This is a genomic window from Bradyrhizobium sp. Leo114 (genome assembly GCF_055229415.2).
Genome location: NZ_JBUYEN020000091.1, coordinates 1 through 15,122, shown reverse-complemented (window position 1 = coordinate 15,122; position 15,122 = coordinate 1). Strand labels below are relative to the sequence as shown.

10 protein-coding genes are annotated in these 15,122 nt (G+C 65.6%); 3 read left to right on the top strand and 7 right to left on the bottom strand.

The window, feature by feature from the left end:
- Positions 1–194: 194 nt before the first annotated feature.
- The gene (locus tag ACZIRK_RS43070; protein WP_474419640.1) at positions 195–3,884 is read right to left on the bottom strand and encodes an AsmA family protein; all 3,690 of its coding nucleotides are present in this window, start codon (positions 3,882–3,884) and stop codon (positions 195–197) included.
- A gap of 130 nt (positions 3,885–4,014) precedes the next feature.
- Positions 4,015–5,244 carry a cytochrome P450 gene (locus tag ACZIRK_RS43065; protein WP_474419639.1) on the bottom strand — a complete coding sequence of 410 codons (1,230 nt, stop codon included), beginning with the start codon at positions 5,242–5,244 and terminating at the stop codon, positions 4,015–4,017.
- A 139-nt stretch (positions 5,245–5,383) separates the two neighbouring features.
- Here ACZIRK_RS43065 and ACZIRK_RS43060 point away from each other — a divergent pair, with 139 nt between their 5' ends.
- The gene (locus ACZIRK_RS43060) at positions 5,384–6,022 is read left to right on the top strand and encodes a TetR/AcrR family transcriptional regulator (protein ID WP_028161781.1); all 639 of its coding nucleotides are present in this window, start codon (positions 5,384–5,386) and stop codon (positions 6,020–6,022) included.
- 41 nt (positions 6,023–6,063) lie between these two features.
- Here ACZIRK_RS43060 and ACZIRK_RS43055 read toward each other — a convergent pair whose 3' ends face one another.
- From ACZIRK_RS43055 to ACZIRK_RS43035, 5 genes are read right to left on the bottom strand one after another with little or no spacing between them, the layout of a single operon-like run.
- Entirely contained in the window at positions 6,064–7,374 is a 1,311-nt protein-coding gene (locus tag ACZIRK_RS43055) for an MFS transporter (RefSeq protein ID WP_130230761.1), read from the bottom strand.
- On the bottom strand, positions 7,374–8,123 hold the full coding sequence (locus tag ACZIRK_RS43050) for an ABC transporter ATP-binding protein (RefSeq protein WP_474419637.1): 750 nt from the start codon (positions 8,121–8,123) through the stop codon (positions 7,374–7,376). Before ACZIRK_RS43050 ends, ACZIRK_RS43055 begins: the two co-directional genes overlap by 1 nt.
- Positions 8,104–9,903 (bottom strand): branched-chain amino acid ABC transporter ATP-binding protein/permease, encoded by a 1,800-nt coding sequence (locus tag ACZIRK_RS43045; protein ID WP_474419635.1) that lies wholly within the window; start codon positions 9,901–9,903, stop codon positions 8,104–8,106. Before ACZIRK_RS43045 ends, ACZIRK_RS43050 begins: the two co-directional genes overlap by 20 nt.
- On the bottom strand, positions 9,903–10,760 hold the full coding sequence (locus ACZIRK_RS43040) for a branched-chain amino acid ABC transporter permease (RefSeq protein ID WP_035689052.1): 858 nt from the start codon (positions 10,758–10,760) through the stop codon (positions 9,903–9,905). The genes ACZIRK_RS43045 and ACZIRK_RS43040 overlap by 1 nt, the downstream gene beginning before the upstream one ends.
- A 23-nt stretch (positions 10,761–10,783) precedes the next feature.
- On the bottom strand, positions 10,784–11,980 hold the full coding sequence (locus ACZIRK_RS43035) for an ABC transporter substrate-binding protein (RefSeq protein WP_245287164.1): 1,197 nt from the start codon (positions 11,978–11,980) through the stop codon (positions 10,784–10,786).
- 294 nt (positions 11,981–12,274) lie between these two features.
- On the opposite strand from ACZIRK_RS43035, the gene ACZIRK_RS43030 reads away from it, so the two are divergent.
- Positions 12,275–13,006 carry a cytochrome c biogenesis CcdA family protein gene (locus tag ACZIRK_RS43030; protein WP_130230768.1) on the top strand — a complete coding sequence of 244 codons (732 nt, stop codon included), beginning with the start codon at positions 12,275–12,277 and terminating at the stop codon, positions 13,004–13,006.
- Positions 13,007–13,100: 94 nt separating this feature from the next.
- Positions 13,101–14,789 carry a SulP family inorganic anion transporter gene (locus ACZIRK_RS43025; RefSeq protein ID WP_474419633.1) on the top strand — a complete coding sequence of 563 codons (1,689 nt, stop codon included), beginning with the start codon at positions 13,101–13,103 and terminating at the stop codon, positions 14,787–14,789.
- The last annotated feature ends 333 nt before the right edge of the window (positions 14,790–15,122 follow it).

Sequence of the window (15,122 nt, the reverse complement as noted above, 5' to 3'; positions counted from 1 at the left end):
GACAACCGCCGAAAAGCCTTCTTGAACTTCCCCATACGACTCCCTCCGCCTTGTGGGAGCCGCTCTCAGAATCCATCCTGCAAAACAACGCAATAGAGGCCGCAAATCCATATGCGATTCCCCTGCCTTAAGAACGGGGAGAGGGAGCGCAGCCTCGGTCGCGGACGCAGTTCGACCCTGACCTTAATCGCGCTCTAATTCTGCGCCGCCGGACGCGATGGTGGGTTGGCGACCTGGGGCGTCAGTGCGAGCGGCGGACGGGGTTTTGGTTTCGCAGCGCCCGGCGGCGGCTTGACGTCGATCGGCGGCGGCAATGGCGCGAGCTGCGGTTGGCTCGCGACTGACGCGGGCGGATTGGCGGCTGGCGCGCTGGCCGGAGGTTGGACCTGCGGCGGACGCGGTGCGCTCGTTTTCGGCTTTTGGGCTCCCTTGCGCGGATCGCGGCCCGGGATCGGCACGTCAGTTGCTGTCGGTGGGATCGTCGCGCTTGCATCGGGAGCTTCCGCCGGCTCCTGCGGCGGGATCAGCGGCGGCGTCGGCTGGAACGTTGGAGGCGGCTCGCCGCGCTCAATCGCATCCAATCGCCTGGTCTCGCGGTCGATCGCGCGTACCGCGAGCCACGACGATAACGCCGCGACATCGACGCTGCGGGTGAGCCCGTCGGGCGTGCCCACCGCGAGCAACTGGATTTCCGGCCGGCTCGCCGCGGTGATCGCGATCGGCACCAGCACGGCGCGGATGTCGGCCTGATCGGCCGGAATGTCGTAGCCGCCGGAGATCGTGGCATTGACGCCATTGGCCGCCAGCGTGCTGGCGCCGATGCGGATCCGCCCGTCGCGAATGTTGAACGGAAGCTGGGCTGAGGCGACCGACAGCACGCCGTTTGCGAGCGCCTGCTCGACGATCTGCTTCAGCCTAGCGTCATCCGAAACCTGCCCGTTCTCGCTGGCGCGGATCGCAGCGTCGAAGGCACGCGGATCGAGCCCGGCAATGCGCGCACTTTCAAGCGCGACCGTGCCGCTGCCGGACAGCGCGCCAGCCAGCGCCGACGCGCTGCGGCCCTGGCTCATCAATGTCATCTGCAGCGAGGCGCGCCCCTTGGGCATGTTGAGATTTCGGTAGCGCAACGCCGTTCCGTCAACGCCGCTAAGCTGCACGCTCGCATTGACGGTGATGCCATTCGCACTCGGCCTTGCATCGATGGCGGCGCTAAGATCGCCGCCGCCGATCTTGCCCTTGAGGGCCTCAAAGGTCAGCGCCTGGCCATCGCTCTTGATCGTGCCGCTCACCGGCTGCACTTCGCTGCCGCCCGGCAGCTCGCCGCGCAACGCCTGGAAGACGATGTTGCCGCGCCAGCCCTTGATGATGCCCCCGCCGAGCGGCTCGGTCGAATCATGTCCGCCGGCACCGATCGCAAACGCAAACACCGGTGCAAGCGCGACCTGGTCGAGCCCGATCTCACCCTCGATGTTCTTCTCCTCCCCCATGGCGAGCGCAACCCGGCCACGCAGTCGCGAGCCGCCGATGATGCTGTCGAGATCGTCGAACGAGAGCTTGTTGCCGGCAAGTGAGACGCGCGACGACAGGCGGACGCCGTTCACCGGGGTGTCCGACGGCTTGAGATCGAGCAGCGGACTGATGTCGGCGCTCCTGACCCGCAGGTTGATGCTGGCTTTCTTCGCCTCGTCCCATGGCTCGGCTGCGCCTTCGGCGTCCGCATCAAGCCCCGCGCCCCAGATCCTCGCCTTCAGCCGCAACGGCGCGCGCCAGGCGCCGTTGATCGAGCCTTCGAATTGCGCGGGGCCGTCGCCGATGGCGATGACTCGATCGAGGTTGAGCAGCGCGAGCATTGCACGCCCCTGCCCCGCTGAAAATCTGGCGTCGACGCCGAGATCGCTGCGGCTGAGGGCATCGAGATCGGTGCTGCGGATCGCTGCGACCTGCGGCTTCGCTGTCACCGTAGCGGTGCCCTTGAGCTGCGCCGCGTCGAGCTCCAGCGCGGCGCGAAGGTTGCCGCGATCGGCCTGTCCCTTGTCGAGATCAAGCGCGAGCTTCAGCCGCGCCGGACCGGGGATCGCAGCCAGTGTGTTGAAGCGCGATGCGGCTGACGGTGCGAACGACGAGACCAGACCAGTCAACTGGCTGAACGAGGCCGCGTTTGCGTCGAGCGCGAGCTTTCCGGTCGCGTTGATGCGATCGAAATTGCCGGTGCCCTCGATCGTCACGCTGTCCGGCTGCCCAATCTTAAGTCGCTCGAGCGAGACCATCTTCGGTCCAAAGGCAAGCTTGGCCTGCAGCGGACGCAGCTCCTGCCCGGCCGACATCGCGCGAGCGATGTCAAGCGAGAGCTGCGCTTCCTCCGGCCATTCGGCCTGCGGTCCCGCCAGCGAGCGTATGACCGCGGTGGCCGCATCGAGATCCAGCCGGTCGGCCTTCACGGTGGCGTCGACCTTCGCGCCGCGATTGCCGGTGGGATACGACACCGCGACACGTCCGGTGATCGCACCGCCGTCGATCTCGGCCTTCATGGCATCGACCGCAAAGCCGGTTGCGGCGAGCGTGACGTCGCCACGCAGCTTGAGCGGTTTTTGATTGCGAGACGGCGGATCGCTACGGCCCTGCAGCCACACCATCAGCGCATCGGGATCGGACGACTCGACATTGAGCGCCGCCTTGAAGCTGTCCGACTGGGCGCTTTGCGGGCCAGCACCGCTGAGCGAGACGCGCGTGGCGCCCGGTGCGCGGAAGTCGAGCCGCCGCACTGTCCAGCCCTTGTCGTCGCCGTGAAGCTCGGCGGCGATATCCTGCAAGGGCCGCCCGCCGAGCATGATCTGCTCGGACGAGAATTCGATCTGGGACGGCAGCGCGACGTGGGGAACGCCCGACAGCAGAGCGCGCAGCGCCGGCAGCGCATGAATCGGCTCAGCATTGTTGTCCTTCGCGGCAAAGCGGTCGACATCGAGTTGCCGCGCCGAGAGTGAGGCGCGCAGCAGCGGCGAAGCGCCGAAATGGATGCCGCCTGCGCCCGCGAGCTTCAGCGCGCGCTCGTCATTGCCATAGCTGACCTCGATCTGGTCGAGCCGCGCCGCCGAATAATCCGCTTTGATCCGGGCTCCGACACGCCAGGGCGTCGCCGCGGCCGCGTCCTTCTTTGATGCGGGCGGCGAGGCCAGCGCCAGCACGCCTTCGAAGCGCGGCGCGCGGGCCTCGAAGGTGAGTATGCCGTCGAGATCGGCCGCGAGCGGGCGCTGGCCGGGGTCGATGTTGACATGCACGCGGGTGCCATTGCCGTCGGCGCTCTGGCCGGAGGAGATCCGGAACGGATAGCGGGAGCCGTCGAACGTGAAATTGCCGTCGCCGCGGATCGCGCCGGCAAGCGACCGGACATCGCCGCTGAACGCGATGTCGCTCAATTCCAGCGTGCCAGGGCTCGCGGCGTCATGCAGGGCGATGCGGCCGGTGAGGTTGACGCGATCGATCGCCAGCGAGGCGAAGTCGAACGTGCCCTGCGAGGCCGGCCAGTCGATCCGTCCCTTCTGGTCCAGACCGAGATCCACCGACATGCCATTGACGGTGAGCTGCGTGGCGCGCCATTCGCCGCGCATCAGCGAACCCAGGCTGAATTCGACGTCGAGCTTGTCGGCCCGGATCTTGCCGCGATCATTGCCGCCGCCGACCACGGCCGAACGCAGCCGAAGCTGCGGCGCCGGCAGTAGCCGCGCGTCAAGCTCGCCGCCGATGCGCACGGGCGCGCCGATGATTCGCGTCGCCTCTGCCTCGAATTGCGGACGGAACTGGTTCCAGTCAATGAAGTACGGTCCGACCAGCGCGGCGATCAGCGCAAGAATGAACGCGATTGCCAGGCCGAGCAGCGTCGTCTGCACGGTGTCTCCCTTTGAGCCCGCCCCGCGGCGCACGTGGCCAATACAGCGCCGGAGCAGCCCAGTATATAGAGAGAAGTATGGCGAAGTCACAGCGGTATCGCGCTGCACCCGCTGGCGAGGGTCGAGAAGGTTACCAGCTCGCCGGCAGGCGCCGTAGCCCCCGCAGCACGAAGGTCGGCCGCCACTGTGGATTTTCCGCGTCATCCAGCCGCAGCTCCGGCAGGCGGCGGAGCAGCGTCGAGATCGCGATCTCGGCCTCGATCCGCGCCAATTGGGCGCCGAGACAGAAATGGATGCCGCCGCCGAAGGACAGCGGTTTCACGTTGGGCCTGGTGATATCGAGCCGTTCCGGGCGGTCGGGATAGACAGCCGGATCGTGGTTGGCCGAGCCCAGCAGGCACAGCACGGCCTCGCCCTTGGGTATGCGCTTGCCGCAGAGATCGATGTCCTCCAGAGCCGCGCGCCCGGTCATTTGCACGGAGGAATCATAGCGCAGGAATTCCTCGATCGCGTTGGTGATCAGGCCGGGATTGGCCTTGAGCAGCGCGAGCTGATCGGGATTGCGGTGCAGCGCCAAGAGGCCGTTGCCGATCAGGTTGACGGTCGTCTCGTGCCCGGCCCCGAACAGAAGGATGATGTTGGCGGTCAGCTCTTCGTTGCTGAGCTTGTGGCCATCCTCCTCCGCCTGCACGAGCTGCGTCGTCAGGTCGTCGCCGGGCTGCTTCCGCCGCAGCTCGAAGAGCTGCTGGAAATACATCTCCGACATCTTGGTCCTGGCGTTGCCCTGCTTGATCTCCTCAGGCGACAACGGCACCGGTTCGAGGATGCGCCCGCTGTCGCGCGCGCCGGTATAAAACGTTTCGCGATGCTCCTCGGGGATTCCGAGCATGTCGCAGATCACCGTCACCGGCAGGCGGAACGCAAAGTCCTCGATCAAGTCCATCCTGCCCTGCGGGATGACACGATCGAGCGTCTGATCGACGATCTCCTGAATCCGCGGCCGCATGTCCTCGACCCGGCGCGCCGTGAATGCCTTCACCACAAGGCCGCGCAGACGGGTGTGATCAGGCGGATCCTGCTGCAGCATCATCTGGCTCATGCTGCGGAAGACCGGGTCCTCCATGGCCTTTGGCCCGTAGCGGCGTATGGCGCGGCCGGCATAGTCCTTGCCAAAGTGCTTGTCGCGCAACACGAAGCTCACCTCCGCGTGACGGTTCGCGACGAAAGCGCCGAACGGCGTGACATGCATCGGGTCCTCGGTGCGCAGCCGCTCGTAATGTGGATAGGGATTGCGGATGAATTCCGGCGCCAGGGGATTGAACAGCGGATCGCTGTTCGCTGGCCGAGCTTGCTCGTTCATGGTGACCTCAATCGGTTGCCGCGTTGCGACGATTTCACATTGAACGCTACCGGTCGCCGCTTCGTGCGGACCCAAGCGTTTCCCCCCTGAAACTCGATACACTCTTGTATCGAGTTGCATTGTGGCCTAAACAGGGCCGATGTCAAGAGTCAGGACCAGACCGACCAGGGACGATACCTGCGAAAAGCTGTTCGAGGCGGCGGCGCGCGTATTCGAGGAACAGGGGATCGGCGGCGCCAGCATCGAGGCGATCGCGGCCGCCGCCGGTTTCACGCGCGGGGCGTTCTATTCGAACTTCAAGAGCAAGGAAGAACTCATCATCGCGATGCTCGAGGACCATGTCGAGCAATCGATCCGGCGCAACCTCGACCTGCTTGCTCAACACACCAACCTCGCCGACTTCATCGACGCGTTGAAGCACATGGACCGCACCAGGCAGGATCCGCTCGGCCGCTCGCCGCTTCTGCACATGGAGATGATCCTGTTCGTCGCACGCGCGGAGAAGCGCCGGCCCGAACTTGCAAAGCGCCTGCGCGCCCGGCGCAAGCTGGTCACCGACATCATCGAGACCGCGCGGAAGGATAGCGGCAGGAACGGCCGGCTGGATGCGGCGTGGACCGCCGCAATCGTGCTGGCGCTCGAGGACGGCTTTCGCCTGCACCGCCTGATCGATCCGGAGACTACGCCCGCCGACAGCTTCCTGCGCGCGATCGGCGATCTGCAGCGCACGATCGGGAGCGCCGACCGCGCCGTAGCTGTAGCCCGGGTGGAGCGCTAGCGTAACCCGGGACCCTGCGTCAGCGCGCGAGCGGCCCCGGGTTACGCTGACGCTTCACCCGGGCTACGGCTTTGCAACGTGTGCAAACGGCCCGCCACGGCACGGACCTTTCCCGGCGAAGCCTGCCAGATCGCGAAGGCGGACAACGCGCTCACGGCAATGCTGATCGCAAAGGCCGCCGTGTAGCTGCCGGTGAAATCATACAATAGTCCCGTCGCCCACGGGCCGGCGGCGCCCCCCGCAAGCGCGGCCAGCATGATGGTTCCGAAGATGCTGCCGTAATGCCTGCCCTGGAAGATCTCGACCACGACCGGCCCCATCACCGAGGTCAGGCCGTAGCCGAGCGCGCCTTGCGTGAACACCATCAGATAGACCAGCGGCAACACAGGCGCATATTTCAACGCCATCAGGCTCGCAAAGCAGATCGCAAAGCCAGCGCAACTGATCGCCCACACCGTTTCGCGCCCGATCCGGTCGGAGAGATGGCCAAGCCAGATCTGGCCGGGAATGCCGAGCAGGCTGACGACGCCAAGCGACCACACGGCGACATTCGGGCTGAAGCCGATGTCGAGCAGGAATTTGGTCTGATGCACCTGCACCGCGTACCAAATGTAAAGTCCGCAGAAATAGCCGAGCGCGATCCACCAGAAGCGCGCGGTGCGGAGCGCCCGGGACAGCGTCCAGTCGGTACCGGCCCAGACGGGATCGACGATGTTCGACACCGGCTTTGCCGAAGTGGCGGTCGGCGCGGCGTCGCCGTCCGGCAGTAGCCCGATATCTTCAGGGCGTTTTCGCACCAATAGATTGATCGGCGCGAGCACGACCAGCACGAGGATGCCGATCGCCGTGCAGGCAGTGCGCCAGCCGGTACCCTCGATCATGTGCTGCACCCACGGCAGCAAGGTCACCGAGCCGATGCCGACACCGGCAAAGGCGATCCCGATCGCGAGACCGCGACGGCGGATGAACCAGTTCGGCAGAAAGAATGATTGACCGGAATAGCCGAGGCAGACGCTGCCCGCGCCGACGAGAACGCCGATGCTGAGATAGAGATGCCAGGGCTGCGTCGTCAGCGGCGCCAGCAGGAACCCTGCGCCCATCAGCGCGACGCCGAGTTCCATCACCGCGCGCGGGCCGGCGCGATCCATCAGGCGGCCGATCAACGGACTGGCGATGCCGGAGGCCACGAAGCCGAACGAGAACGCGCCGGCGGTGACGCCGCGATCCCAGCCGAACTCGCTGAGAACAGGCGGATAGAACAGCGAGAACGCAGTGCGCGCATTGACGCCGATCGCCATGGTGACGAAGGTCACCGCGATGATGATCCAGCCGTAGAAGAAGGGAAGCCGCATCAAGGGGTCACCAGCGCGTGGCTCTCATGGCCGAAATAGGCGCGCTCCAGCCGCTGCGCCAGATTGCTTTCCTCGGTCGACGCTTCCAGCACGATATTCCCCTGCACCAGGGCGTAGACGCGGTCCGCCGTGGCCAGCGCCTTCTCCAGCAATTGCTCGACCAGCAAAACCGCGGTGCCCTGTGCGCGCAAGCTGCCGATGACGTTGAGGACCCGATCGACCAGCACCGGCGACAGGCCGGCCGAGGGCTCGTCGAGCATCAACAGCCGCGGGCGGCGTACCAGGCCTTGCGCGACGGTGAGCATCTGCTGTTGCCCGCCCGACAGCGCGCCGCCGCGCTCGTGACGCTTCTCGGCGATCTCGGGGAAATACGCCAGCGCTTCCTCGACGCGCTGCGCACGCTCGGCGCGCGGCACGTCGTAGCCGGCAAGCAGCAGATTGTCGGTGACGGAGATTTGCGTGAACACACGGTGGCCCTCGATCACATGCACGAGGCCGGCACGCGCGGCGTCCCGCGGCGTCGCGTTGGTCATGTCGCGGCCGTCGAAGCGCACCTGTCCCGCGGTCACGGGCAGCAATCCGGACAGCGCGCGCAGCATGGTGGTCTTGCCGGCGCCGTTGGGCCCGAGCAGCGCCACCACCTCGCCGGCGGCGACCTGGAAATCGATGCCATGAAGCACGCGGATCTTGCCGTAACCGGATTCCAGCGCGGTCACGGAGAGCAGAGGTTCAGCCGCCGAGGTACGCACTGACCACCTCCTTGTGAACGCGGATCTCGGCCGGCGTGCCCGCCGCCAGCGTGCGGCCGAGATTGAGCACGGTGACCTGGTGGCAGATGTCGAAGATAAGATCGGCGTGGTGTTCCACCAGCAGGACACCGGTGCCGCGTGCGCTAATCGCCTTGATCAGGGACGCCAGCCGTTCGATCTCGTCATTGGAGAGGCCGGCCGCGGGCTCGTCTAGCAGCAGGAAATCGGGATCGAGCATCAAGGCACGCGCGATCTCGATGAAGCGGAGTTCGCTGTGCTGCAGGCGGTCGGCGCGCACCTCCGCCAGCGTCTCCAGCCCGACCACGCCGAGCAGCGCCCGCGCCTTCGCCGCGAGCATCCGCTCGTCCTCGCGATTGCGCGGGGCCGACAGCATCGCCTCGACGAAGGTCGCCCTGCCCTCCACTGAGCCGCCGATCATCACGTTCTCCAGCACCGAGGCCTCGCCGATCACGCGCGGGGTCTGGAACGTCCGCGCAATGCCGCAAGCTGCGCGCAATGCCGGCAGGCCCGGCGGCAGCATGTCATCGCCCAGCGTCATCGTGCCGGCCTTAGCGGCGTAATAGCCGGAGATGACGTTGAGCGTCGTGGTCTTGCCGCTGCCGTTCGGGCCGATCAGACCGTGGATCTCGCCTGGCGCTACGTCGAGGTCGAGCCCGTCGATCGCCTTCACATTGCCAAAGCTCAGCGCGATGTCGCGCAGCTTCAGGTGCTTGCCCCCGCTGCGGCGGCGGACGATGTCGGCGAGAACGGCCGGACGCGGCACGATGGCGCGGTTGCTGGCAAGCGGACGGCGGTTGCGGAAGTCGAGCAGCGCCGCGATGCCGCCGGGCATCACCAGCACGATCACGAGCAGCAGCACGGCGTACAGGAATGTCGACCATGCCGCCAGCGGCGCGGCAATCTCGGGCAGGATGGTCAGGATGATGGTGCCGAGCATCGGCCCCAGGATCGAGCCGCGGCCGCCGATCAGGATCGCGATGAAGAACAGCACCGACAGGTCGAAGGTGAAGGCATCGGGCGTGATGTAGGTCTGCAGCGTCGCGAACAATCCGCCGGCGATCGCGGCCAGCGCGCCCGCAAACAGGAAGATCGCAATCAGCATCTTCGGCTTGGAGATGCCGGTCGCTTCCGCCGCCACCTCGGCGTCGCGCACCGCGATCAGGGCGCGGCCGAATCGGCTGCGGGCGATGTTGGCGCTCATCCAGGTGGCGACCGCCGCGAACGCGACGCAGAGTGCGTAGAAGCCCCACGGCGTATCGAACGGCGGCGGGAATTCCGGACCGGCGATGCCGATGCCGCCGCCGGTCACGCTCTGCCAGGCCAGCGCGATCTGCGTCACGATGGTGGCGAAACCGAGCGTCGACATCGCGAAATAGAAGGTGCGCAGGCGCAACGCCGGCAATCCGACGATCACGCCGAACAGCGCACCGACGCAGCCGGCAATCGGCAGCGCGAGGAAAACCGGCACTGCCGGCGTGACATTGCCGGCGACGAGCACGCTCGTCGTGTAGGCACCTAGCGTCAATAGCGCGACATAGCCGATCGCAAGATGGCCCGCGAAGCCGACCACGAGGTTGAGGCCGGAGACCAGCACCCAATAGATCGCCATGCGCGTGCCGATCAGCGCCCAATAGTCGTTGCTGACAAACGGCAGCAGCAATGCGAGCGTGAGGATGCCGAGGAACGGCGCGACGTGCGGCAAGGCGGCGCGCCAGGCGCCGCTTTCAGTTTGGGCAGAGGTTGCAGTGACAGCCGTCATCACACCCTCCGCGCCGTGGTTCCGCCGAACAGGCCTTGGGGCGCCGCCAAGAGGACCACGATGAACAGAGTGAACACGGCAACGGAAGAGAAGATGCCGCCGACCAGGAAATTCGCCGCCTGCTGGAACAGGCCGAGCGCGAGCCCGCCGAAGATGGCGCCGCGGTTGTTGCCGAGGCCGCCGAGCGCCACCGGCACGAAGCCGTAGAAATTGAGCAGCGCGCCATTGGCGAAGAACGCCAGCAGGAGCTGGCCGCCGGAGAAACCGGCGATGCCGCCGATCACCCCGGCAAGCGCATAGCTTGCGACCCGCAGATTGCGTTCGGGAAGACCGAGCGCCCTCGCCGCGAAATTATCCTCCGCGATCGCGACGAAGGCGCGGCCGACCAGCGTGCGGCGGTAGAGATATTCCAGCGCCACGATCGTCACCGCGCAGGCAACCACCGGCAGCCAGAACTTCTCGTCCCAGACGCCGCTGCCGAGCCCGATCACGCGCGGGAACGGCTGCGGCTCGGTGCCCCATTTGATCGCCGCGACCTGCTGGATCATCAAGGCCAGCGCCAGCGTCGAAAGCACATAGAGATGCTGGTCGAGACTCTTCAAAACCGGCCGCACCGCGACGAATTCGGTGATGATGCCGACGATCGCGCACGCGGCCAGCGTCAGCACGAAGCCCACGATGATGGGCATGCCCATCTTCAAGGTGAACATCGAGCCGAGCACGCCGCCCAGCATGGCAAGCTGACCTGCGGTGAAACTCATCACCCGCGAGGTCGAGAACATCGTGTTGTAGGTGACGCCGACGAGCGCGTAGATCGCGCCCGCCGCGAGACCGGATGCGAGGATCGAGGCGAGCATGGGATGCACCCTCTGCCGCCGGCCTATGTATAGCCCGGCGCGAGTGCGAAGGTGCCGTTCTTGGCGGTAGAGGCCTCCGACATCACGATCTCTTCGGTCGGATAGCCGTTATGCTGCGTCGGCGTGAAGGTGTAGGTGCCGAAATAGCCGGGATATTTCGACAGCGTGTTCCAGTATTTGATGAGTCCGGCGCTTTCGGTCGAACCGCTCTCGGCAACCGCCTTGGCGATCAGCTCGATCGCGTCGATGCCACCAGCGACCCACCACAACAGCGTGTCGTTGAGCGCAATATTCGCCTTGGCCAGGCGCGCCACCAACTCCTCACTCTTTGGCGGCAGCTTGCCGGCTGCATCGTAGCTGCAGCTCTTGTAACCGACCGCGTAAACCTTCTTCCAGTTCTCCGGCTTCTCGACGAGGCCGGCGAGCTCTCCCGAGGCCAGCGAGGGATGGCCGACGAACGGCACGTCCCAGCCCATAGCGGCACGGGTGTTGAACATCCGCGCCTCCATGCCGGTGGTGACGCTCCAGACCACGATGGCCTCGGAGCCCGCATTCTTGGCGCGCAGCATGTCCGGCGTCATGTCCGGCTGGGTCGCATCGATATTGGCCTGGTAGACGACGTCGGCGCCGTCCTTCTTGAACGCCGCCACCGAGGCGCCGACGGCGGTCACGCCATAGCCCGTGGTATCGCCGATGACGGCAACTTTCTTCACTTTCAGCACGTTGAGGCAGTAATTGCGGACGGCGTCGTCCCACTGGCTGTTGGACGGCGCCATGCGGAAAGCGTTCGGATACTTGGTGGTGTCGATCAGGGTTTCGACCACGCAAGGATGAATGTCCGGAATCTTGGCGCGCGCCATGATCGGCGTGGTGGCGAGCGCTTCGCCGGAATTGACCGGCCCCCAGATGGCGTGGACCTTGGCTTGGCTGATCAATTCCTGCGTCGCGTTCACCGCCTTGGTCGGATCACCCTGCGTGTCGCGCATGACGAGCTCGATCTTGCGGCCCTTGACGCCGCCACCCGCATTGATGCTGTCCACCGCAAAGTTGATGCCGCGGTTGAAACCGACGGTCGGCGCGGAACTCGGGCCGGTGATCGCCGCGAGGCACCCGATCTTGATCGGCTCGGATTGGGCAATGGCAGGCTTCGGGAATGAAAATGATGCGGCGCCCAAGGCGCCGGCGCTTCCCAACAGCAGGTTGCGGCGTGAAACAGCCATGTGATGCTCCCGTTCGTTTCCTTTTTGCGGCGCCCATCTCTGAATCGCAGGCGTCCGCATGATTTTTATTTCCCGGCTGACGGCCGAGGCTTGTCGCGGGATTGAAGTTTGAGCCTGACGACACCGGCTTGTCCAGCGTTTATCCCGTAGAATTGCGGAGACGATTCGCGAACATTGCCCGGACACGGGCCTGTGACCGATCTCTTGGGCTTTGAGCGCATGAAATCTCTGGAAACTTGTCGCCGTCCACGTCAATAGGTTGCCACGCCAGATGTCGCTCTCGAAGGTCAGTTGATGCACGATGTTTCGATCCCGGCAGCCTTGATCGCCGGACTAGTCAGTTTCCTGTCGCCCTGCGTGCTGCCGCTGGTGCCGCCCTATCTGGTGTATCTGACGGGCGCGACCATCGAGCATGTCGCCCATGACGAGAGCATGAAAGCCTCGAGGCGCGCGGTGATGTCGGCGGCCTTGATGTTCGTGCTCGGCTTCTCCACCGTGTTCGTCGCGCTCGGCGCCAGCGCCTCCCTGATCGGCGGGCTGGTCCGCGCCTGGTCGGCGCAGCTCTCCATCGTCGCCGGCATCGTCATCATTGTGATGGGGCTGCACTTCCTCGGGCTGACGCGGATCGGGATCTTGATGCGCGAGGGGCGGATGAGCATGCCGAAACCGGTCGGGCTGTGGGGCGCCTATGTGATGGGGCTCGCCTTTGCCTTCGGCTGGACGCCCTGCATCGGCCCAATCCTCGCCGCCATCCTTTCGGTCGCAGCAGCCGAGGCGACCGTGACCAAGGGCGCCATGCTGCTTGCGATCTATTCCGCCGGGCTCGGCATCCCCTTCCTGCTCGCGGCATTTGCGGTCGAACAGTTCTCGTCACTGTTCACGCGGATGAAGCGGCATCTGCGGACGGTCGAGCATGTCATGGGCGTGCTGATGATCATCACCGGCATCGGCTTTCTCACCGGTGCCGTCACCAATGTCAGCATCTGGCTGCTCGAGACGTTTCCGGCGCTGCAGAATATCGGCTGAGGCTTATGCCAGCGCCAAAGCAAGGCTGGCCTTTGGCATCACGATGTCGAATAGTGGGCGGCCCTTACGCTAGCGCTGATCGCACCGAGGACCGATGGCCGAGGACACGCCCGGGACAGCAGGCCGCTCCTGGCCGATCTTCCGCTCGCTGGCCGCGTTCCGGCCGGGCGATTTGCCCGGCGACCTTATCGCGGGCCTGACACTGGCCGCGATCGCGATACCGGAGCAGATGGCGACTGCGCGCCTTGGCGGCTTCACCCCCCAGATCGGCTTTTTCGCCTTCATGGCAGGTTCGCTCGGTTTTGCCATGCTGGGCAGCAACCGTCTTCTGTCGTGCGGCGCCGACTCCACGATCACGCCGATCTTCGCCGGCGGGCTTGCGCTGATGGCAGCCGCCGGCTCCCCGGAGCATCTCGCGCTTGCCGCGGCCCTGGCGCTGATGGTCGGCGCGATCCTGGTCGTCGGTAGCCTGTTTCGCCTCGGCTGGATTGCAAATCTGCTGTCGACCCCGGTCACCGTCGGCTTTCTTGCCGGCATCTCCATCCACATCATGGTTTCGCAACTCCCCGTCGTGCTCGGCGCACCGCCACCGAAAGGACCGATGCTCGAGCGGATCGCCGAGATCGCGGAGCATCTTCCTGCCGCCAATCTCTACAGCGTCAGCATCGGGCTTTTCGTGCTGGCCTTTGTTGCCGGATCCGAGGCCATCAGCGCCAGGATTCCCGGCGCACTCGTCGCGCTGGTGGCGGCGACCGCTGCGGTGATCTGGGGCGGATTGGAGAGCAAGGGGGTCGGCGTGGTCGGCACCGTACCGGGCACGCTGCCGATGCCATCGTTTCCTGAAATCTCGCCGGAACGATGGGTCAAGCTGTTGCCATTGGCTCTCCTGATCGCAATGGTCGTGATGGTGCAGACCGCGGCGACGACGCGGGCATTTCCTTCCGATCCGGACCAGCCTGCCGATGTCGATCGCGATTTTCTCGGCGCGGGGGCCGGCAGCCTTCTTGCAGGCCTGTTCGGTGCCTTTCCGGTGGACGCGAGCCCGCCGCGAACCGGCATCGTGGCCGCGACCGGCGGACGCACGCAGCTATCCGGACTGTTCGCCGCATCGATCGTGCTGGCGCTGCTGGCGTTCGGCGCCGCGCTGCTCCATCACGTTCCGGAGGCTGCGCTGGGTGGCGTCCTTCTTTTCGTGGCGTTGCGCATCATTCGCTTCAGGCAGATTGAAGCGATCTTTCACCAGTCGGTCGGCGAGTTTCTGCTTGTGGTGGCAACGGCAGCTTCGATCATCATCCTGCCGATCGAGCAAGGCGTCGCCGTCGGCATCGCGCTCTCGCTGCTCCATGGCATCTGGAGCACGACGCAGGCGCGGCTCGTCGTATTCGACCGCGTACCGGACACCACGATCTGGTGGCCGGCCAATCCGAACATCAGGGGCGAGCGCGACCCGAAAGTTGCCGTGGTCGGCCTGCAGGCGCCGCTGTCGTTTCTCAATGCCTCGAGCTTTCGTACCGACGCGCTGAAGATCATCAAGACGGCAACATCGACGCCCAGGCTGCTGGTGATCGAAGCCAGCGGCATCGTGGAGATCGATTTCACCGCCGCCCAAACGCTGCTCGCGCTGTTCCGTGAATGCAGCGAGGAAGGCGTGACGGTCGCGATCGCTCGCCTCGAATCGACCCGCGCCCAACAGGCATTTGAGCGCTTCGGCCTCTATCGCACGCTGCCGCAGAACCACGTCTTCCATAGCGTCGCCGAGGCCGTTCGCGCGCTGGCTGGCTAGAGCGCGATGTCATTTGGTTGAATCGGCTTGGCCGCAAGTTCACCTCTCCCGAAGGGAGAGGTCGCGCCGGAGGCGCGGGTGAGGGGTTACGGTCCCTCGATAGAGCAGATCCCCTCACCCGGCACTACGCGCCGACCTCTCCCTATGGCAGAGGTGAGAAGAGGCAGCGCCCATGGGAACACAATTCGACCATATCTCATCACGCTCTAGGCTGTGTGGACTCTTGGGATTCTCAAATCAGACGGAACGTGATTCAAGGCTTTCTTTTAGGAGGAAGCCTTGGGGGTTCTGGATCGGCTCGTTCTGAACGACACGCAATGGGACCGTATCTCC

What these genes read in the sequence shown, in the direction of transcription:
- ACZIRK_RS43045 (WP_474419635.1), bottom strand. Translation starts at nt 9,903, where the DNA reads ATGACGGCTGTCACTGCAACCTCTGCCCAAACTGAAAGCGGCGCCTGG.
- ACZIRK_RS43055 (WP_130230761.1), bottom strand. Translation starts at nt 7,374, where the DNA reads ATGCGGCTTCCCTTCTTCTACGGCTGGATCATCATCGCGGTGACCTTC.
- ACZIRK_RS43030 (WP_130230768.1), top strand. Translation starts at nt 12,275, where the DNA reads ATGCACGATGTTTCGATCCCGGCAGCCTTGATCGCCGGACTAGTCAGT.
- ACZIRK_RS43040 (WP_035689052.1), bottom strand. Translation starts at nt 10,760, where the DNA reads ATGCTCGCCTCGATCCTCGCATCCGGTCTCGCGGCGGGCGCGATCTAC.
- ACZIRK_RS43035 (WP_245287164.1), bottom strand. Translation starts at nt 11,980, where the DNA reads ATGGCTGTTTCACGCCGCAACCTGCTGTTGGGAAGCGCCGGCGCCTTG.
- ACZIRK_RS43065 (WP_474419639.1), bottom strand. Translation starts at nt 5,244, where the DNA reads ATGAACGAGCAAGCTCGGCCAGCGAACAGCGATCCGCTGTTCAATCCC.
- ACZIRK_RS43025 (WP_474419633.1), top strand. Translation starts at nt 13,101, where the DNA reads ATGGCCGAGGACACGCCCGGGACAGCAGGCCGCTCCTGGCCGATCTTC.
- ACZIRK_RS43060 (WP_028161781.1), top strand. Translation starts at nt 5,384, where the DNA reads ATGTCAAGAGTCAGGACCAGACCGACCAGGGACGATACCTGCGAAAAG.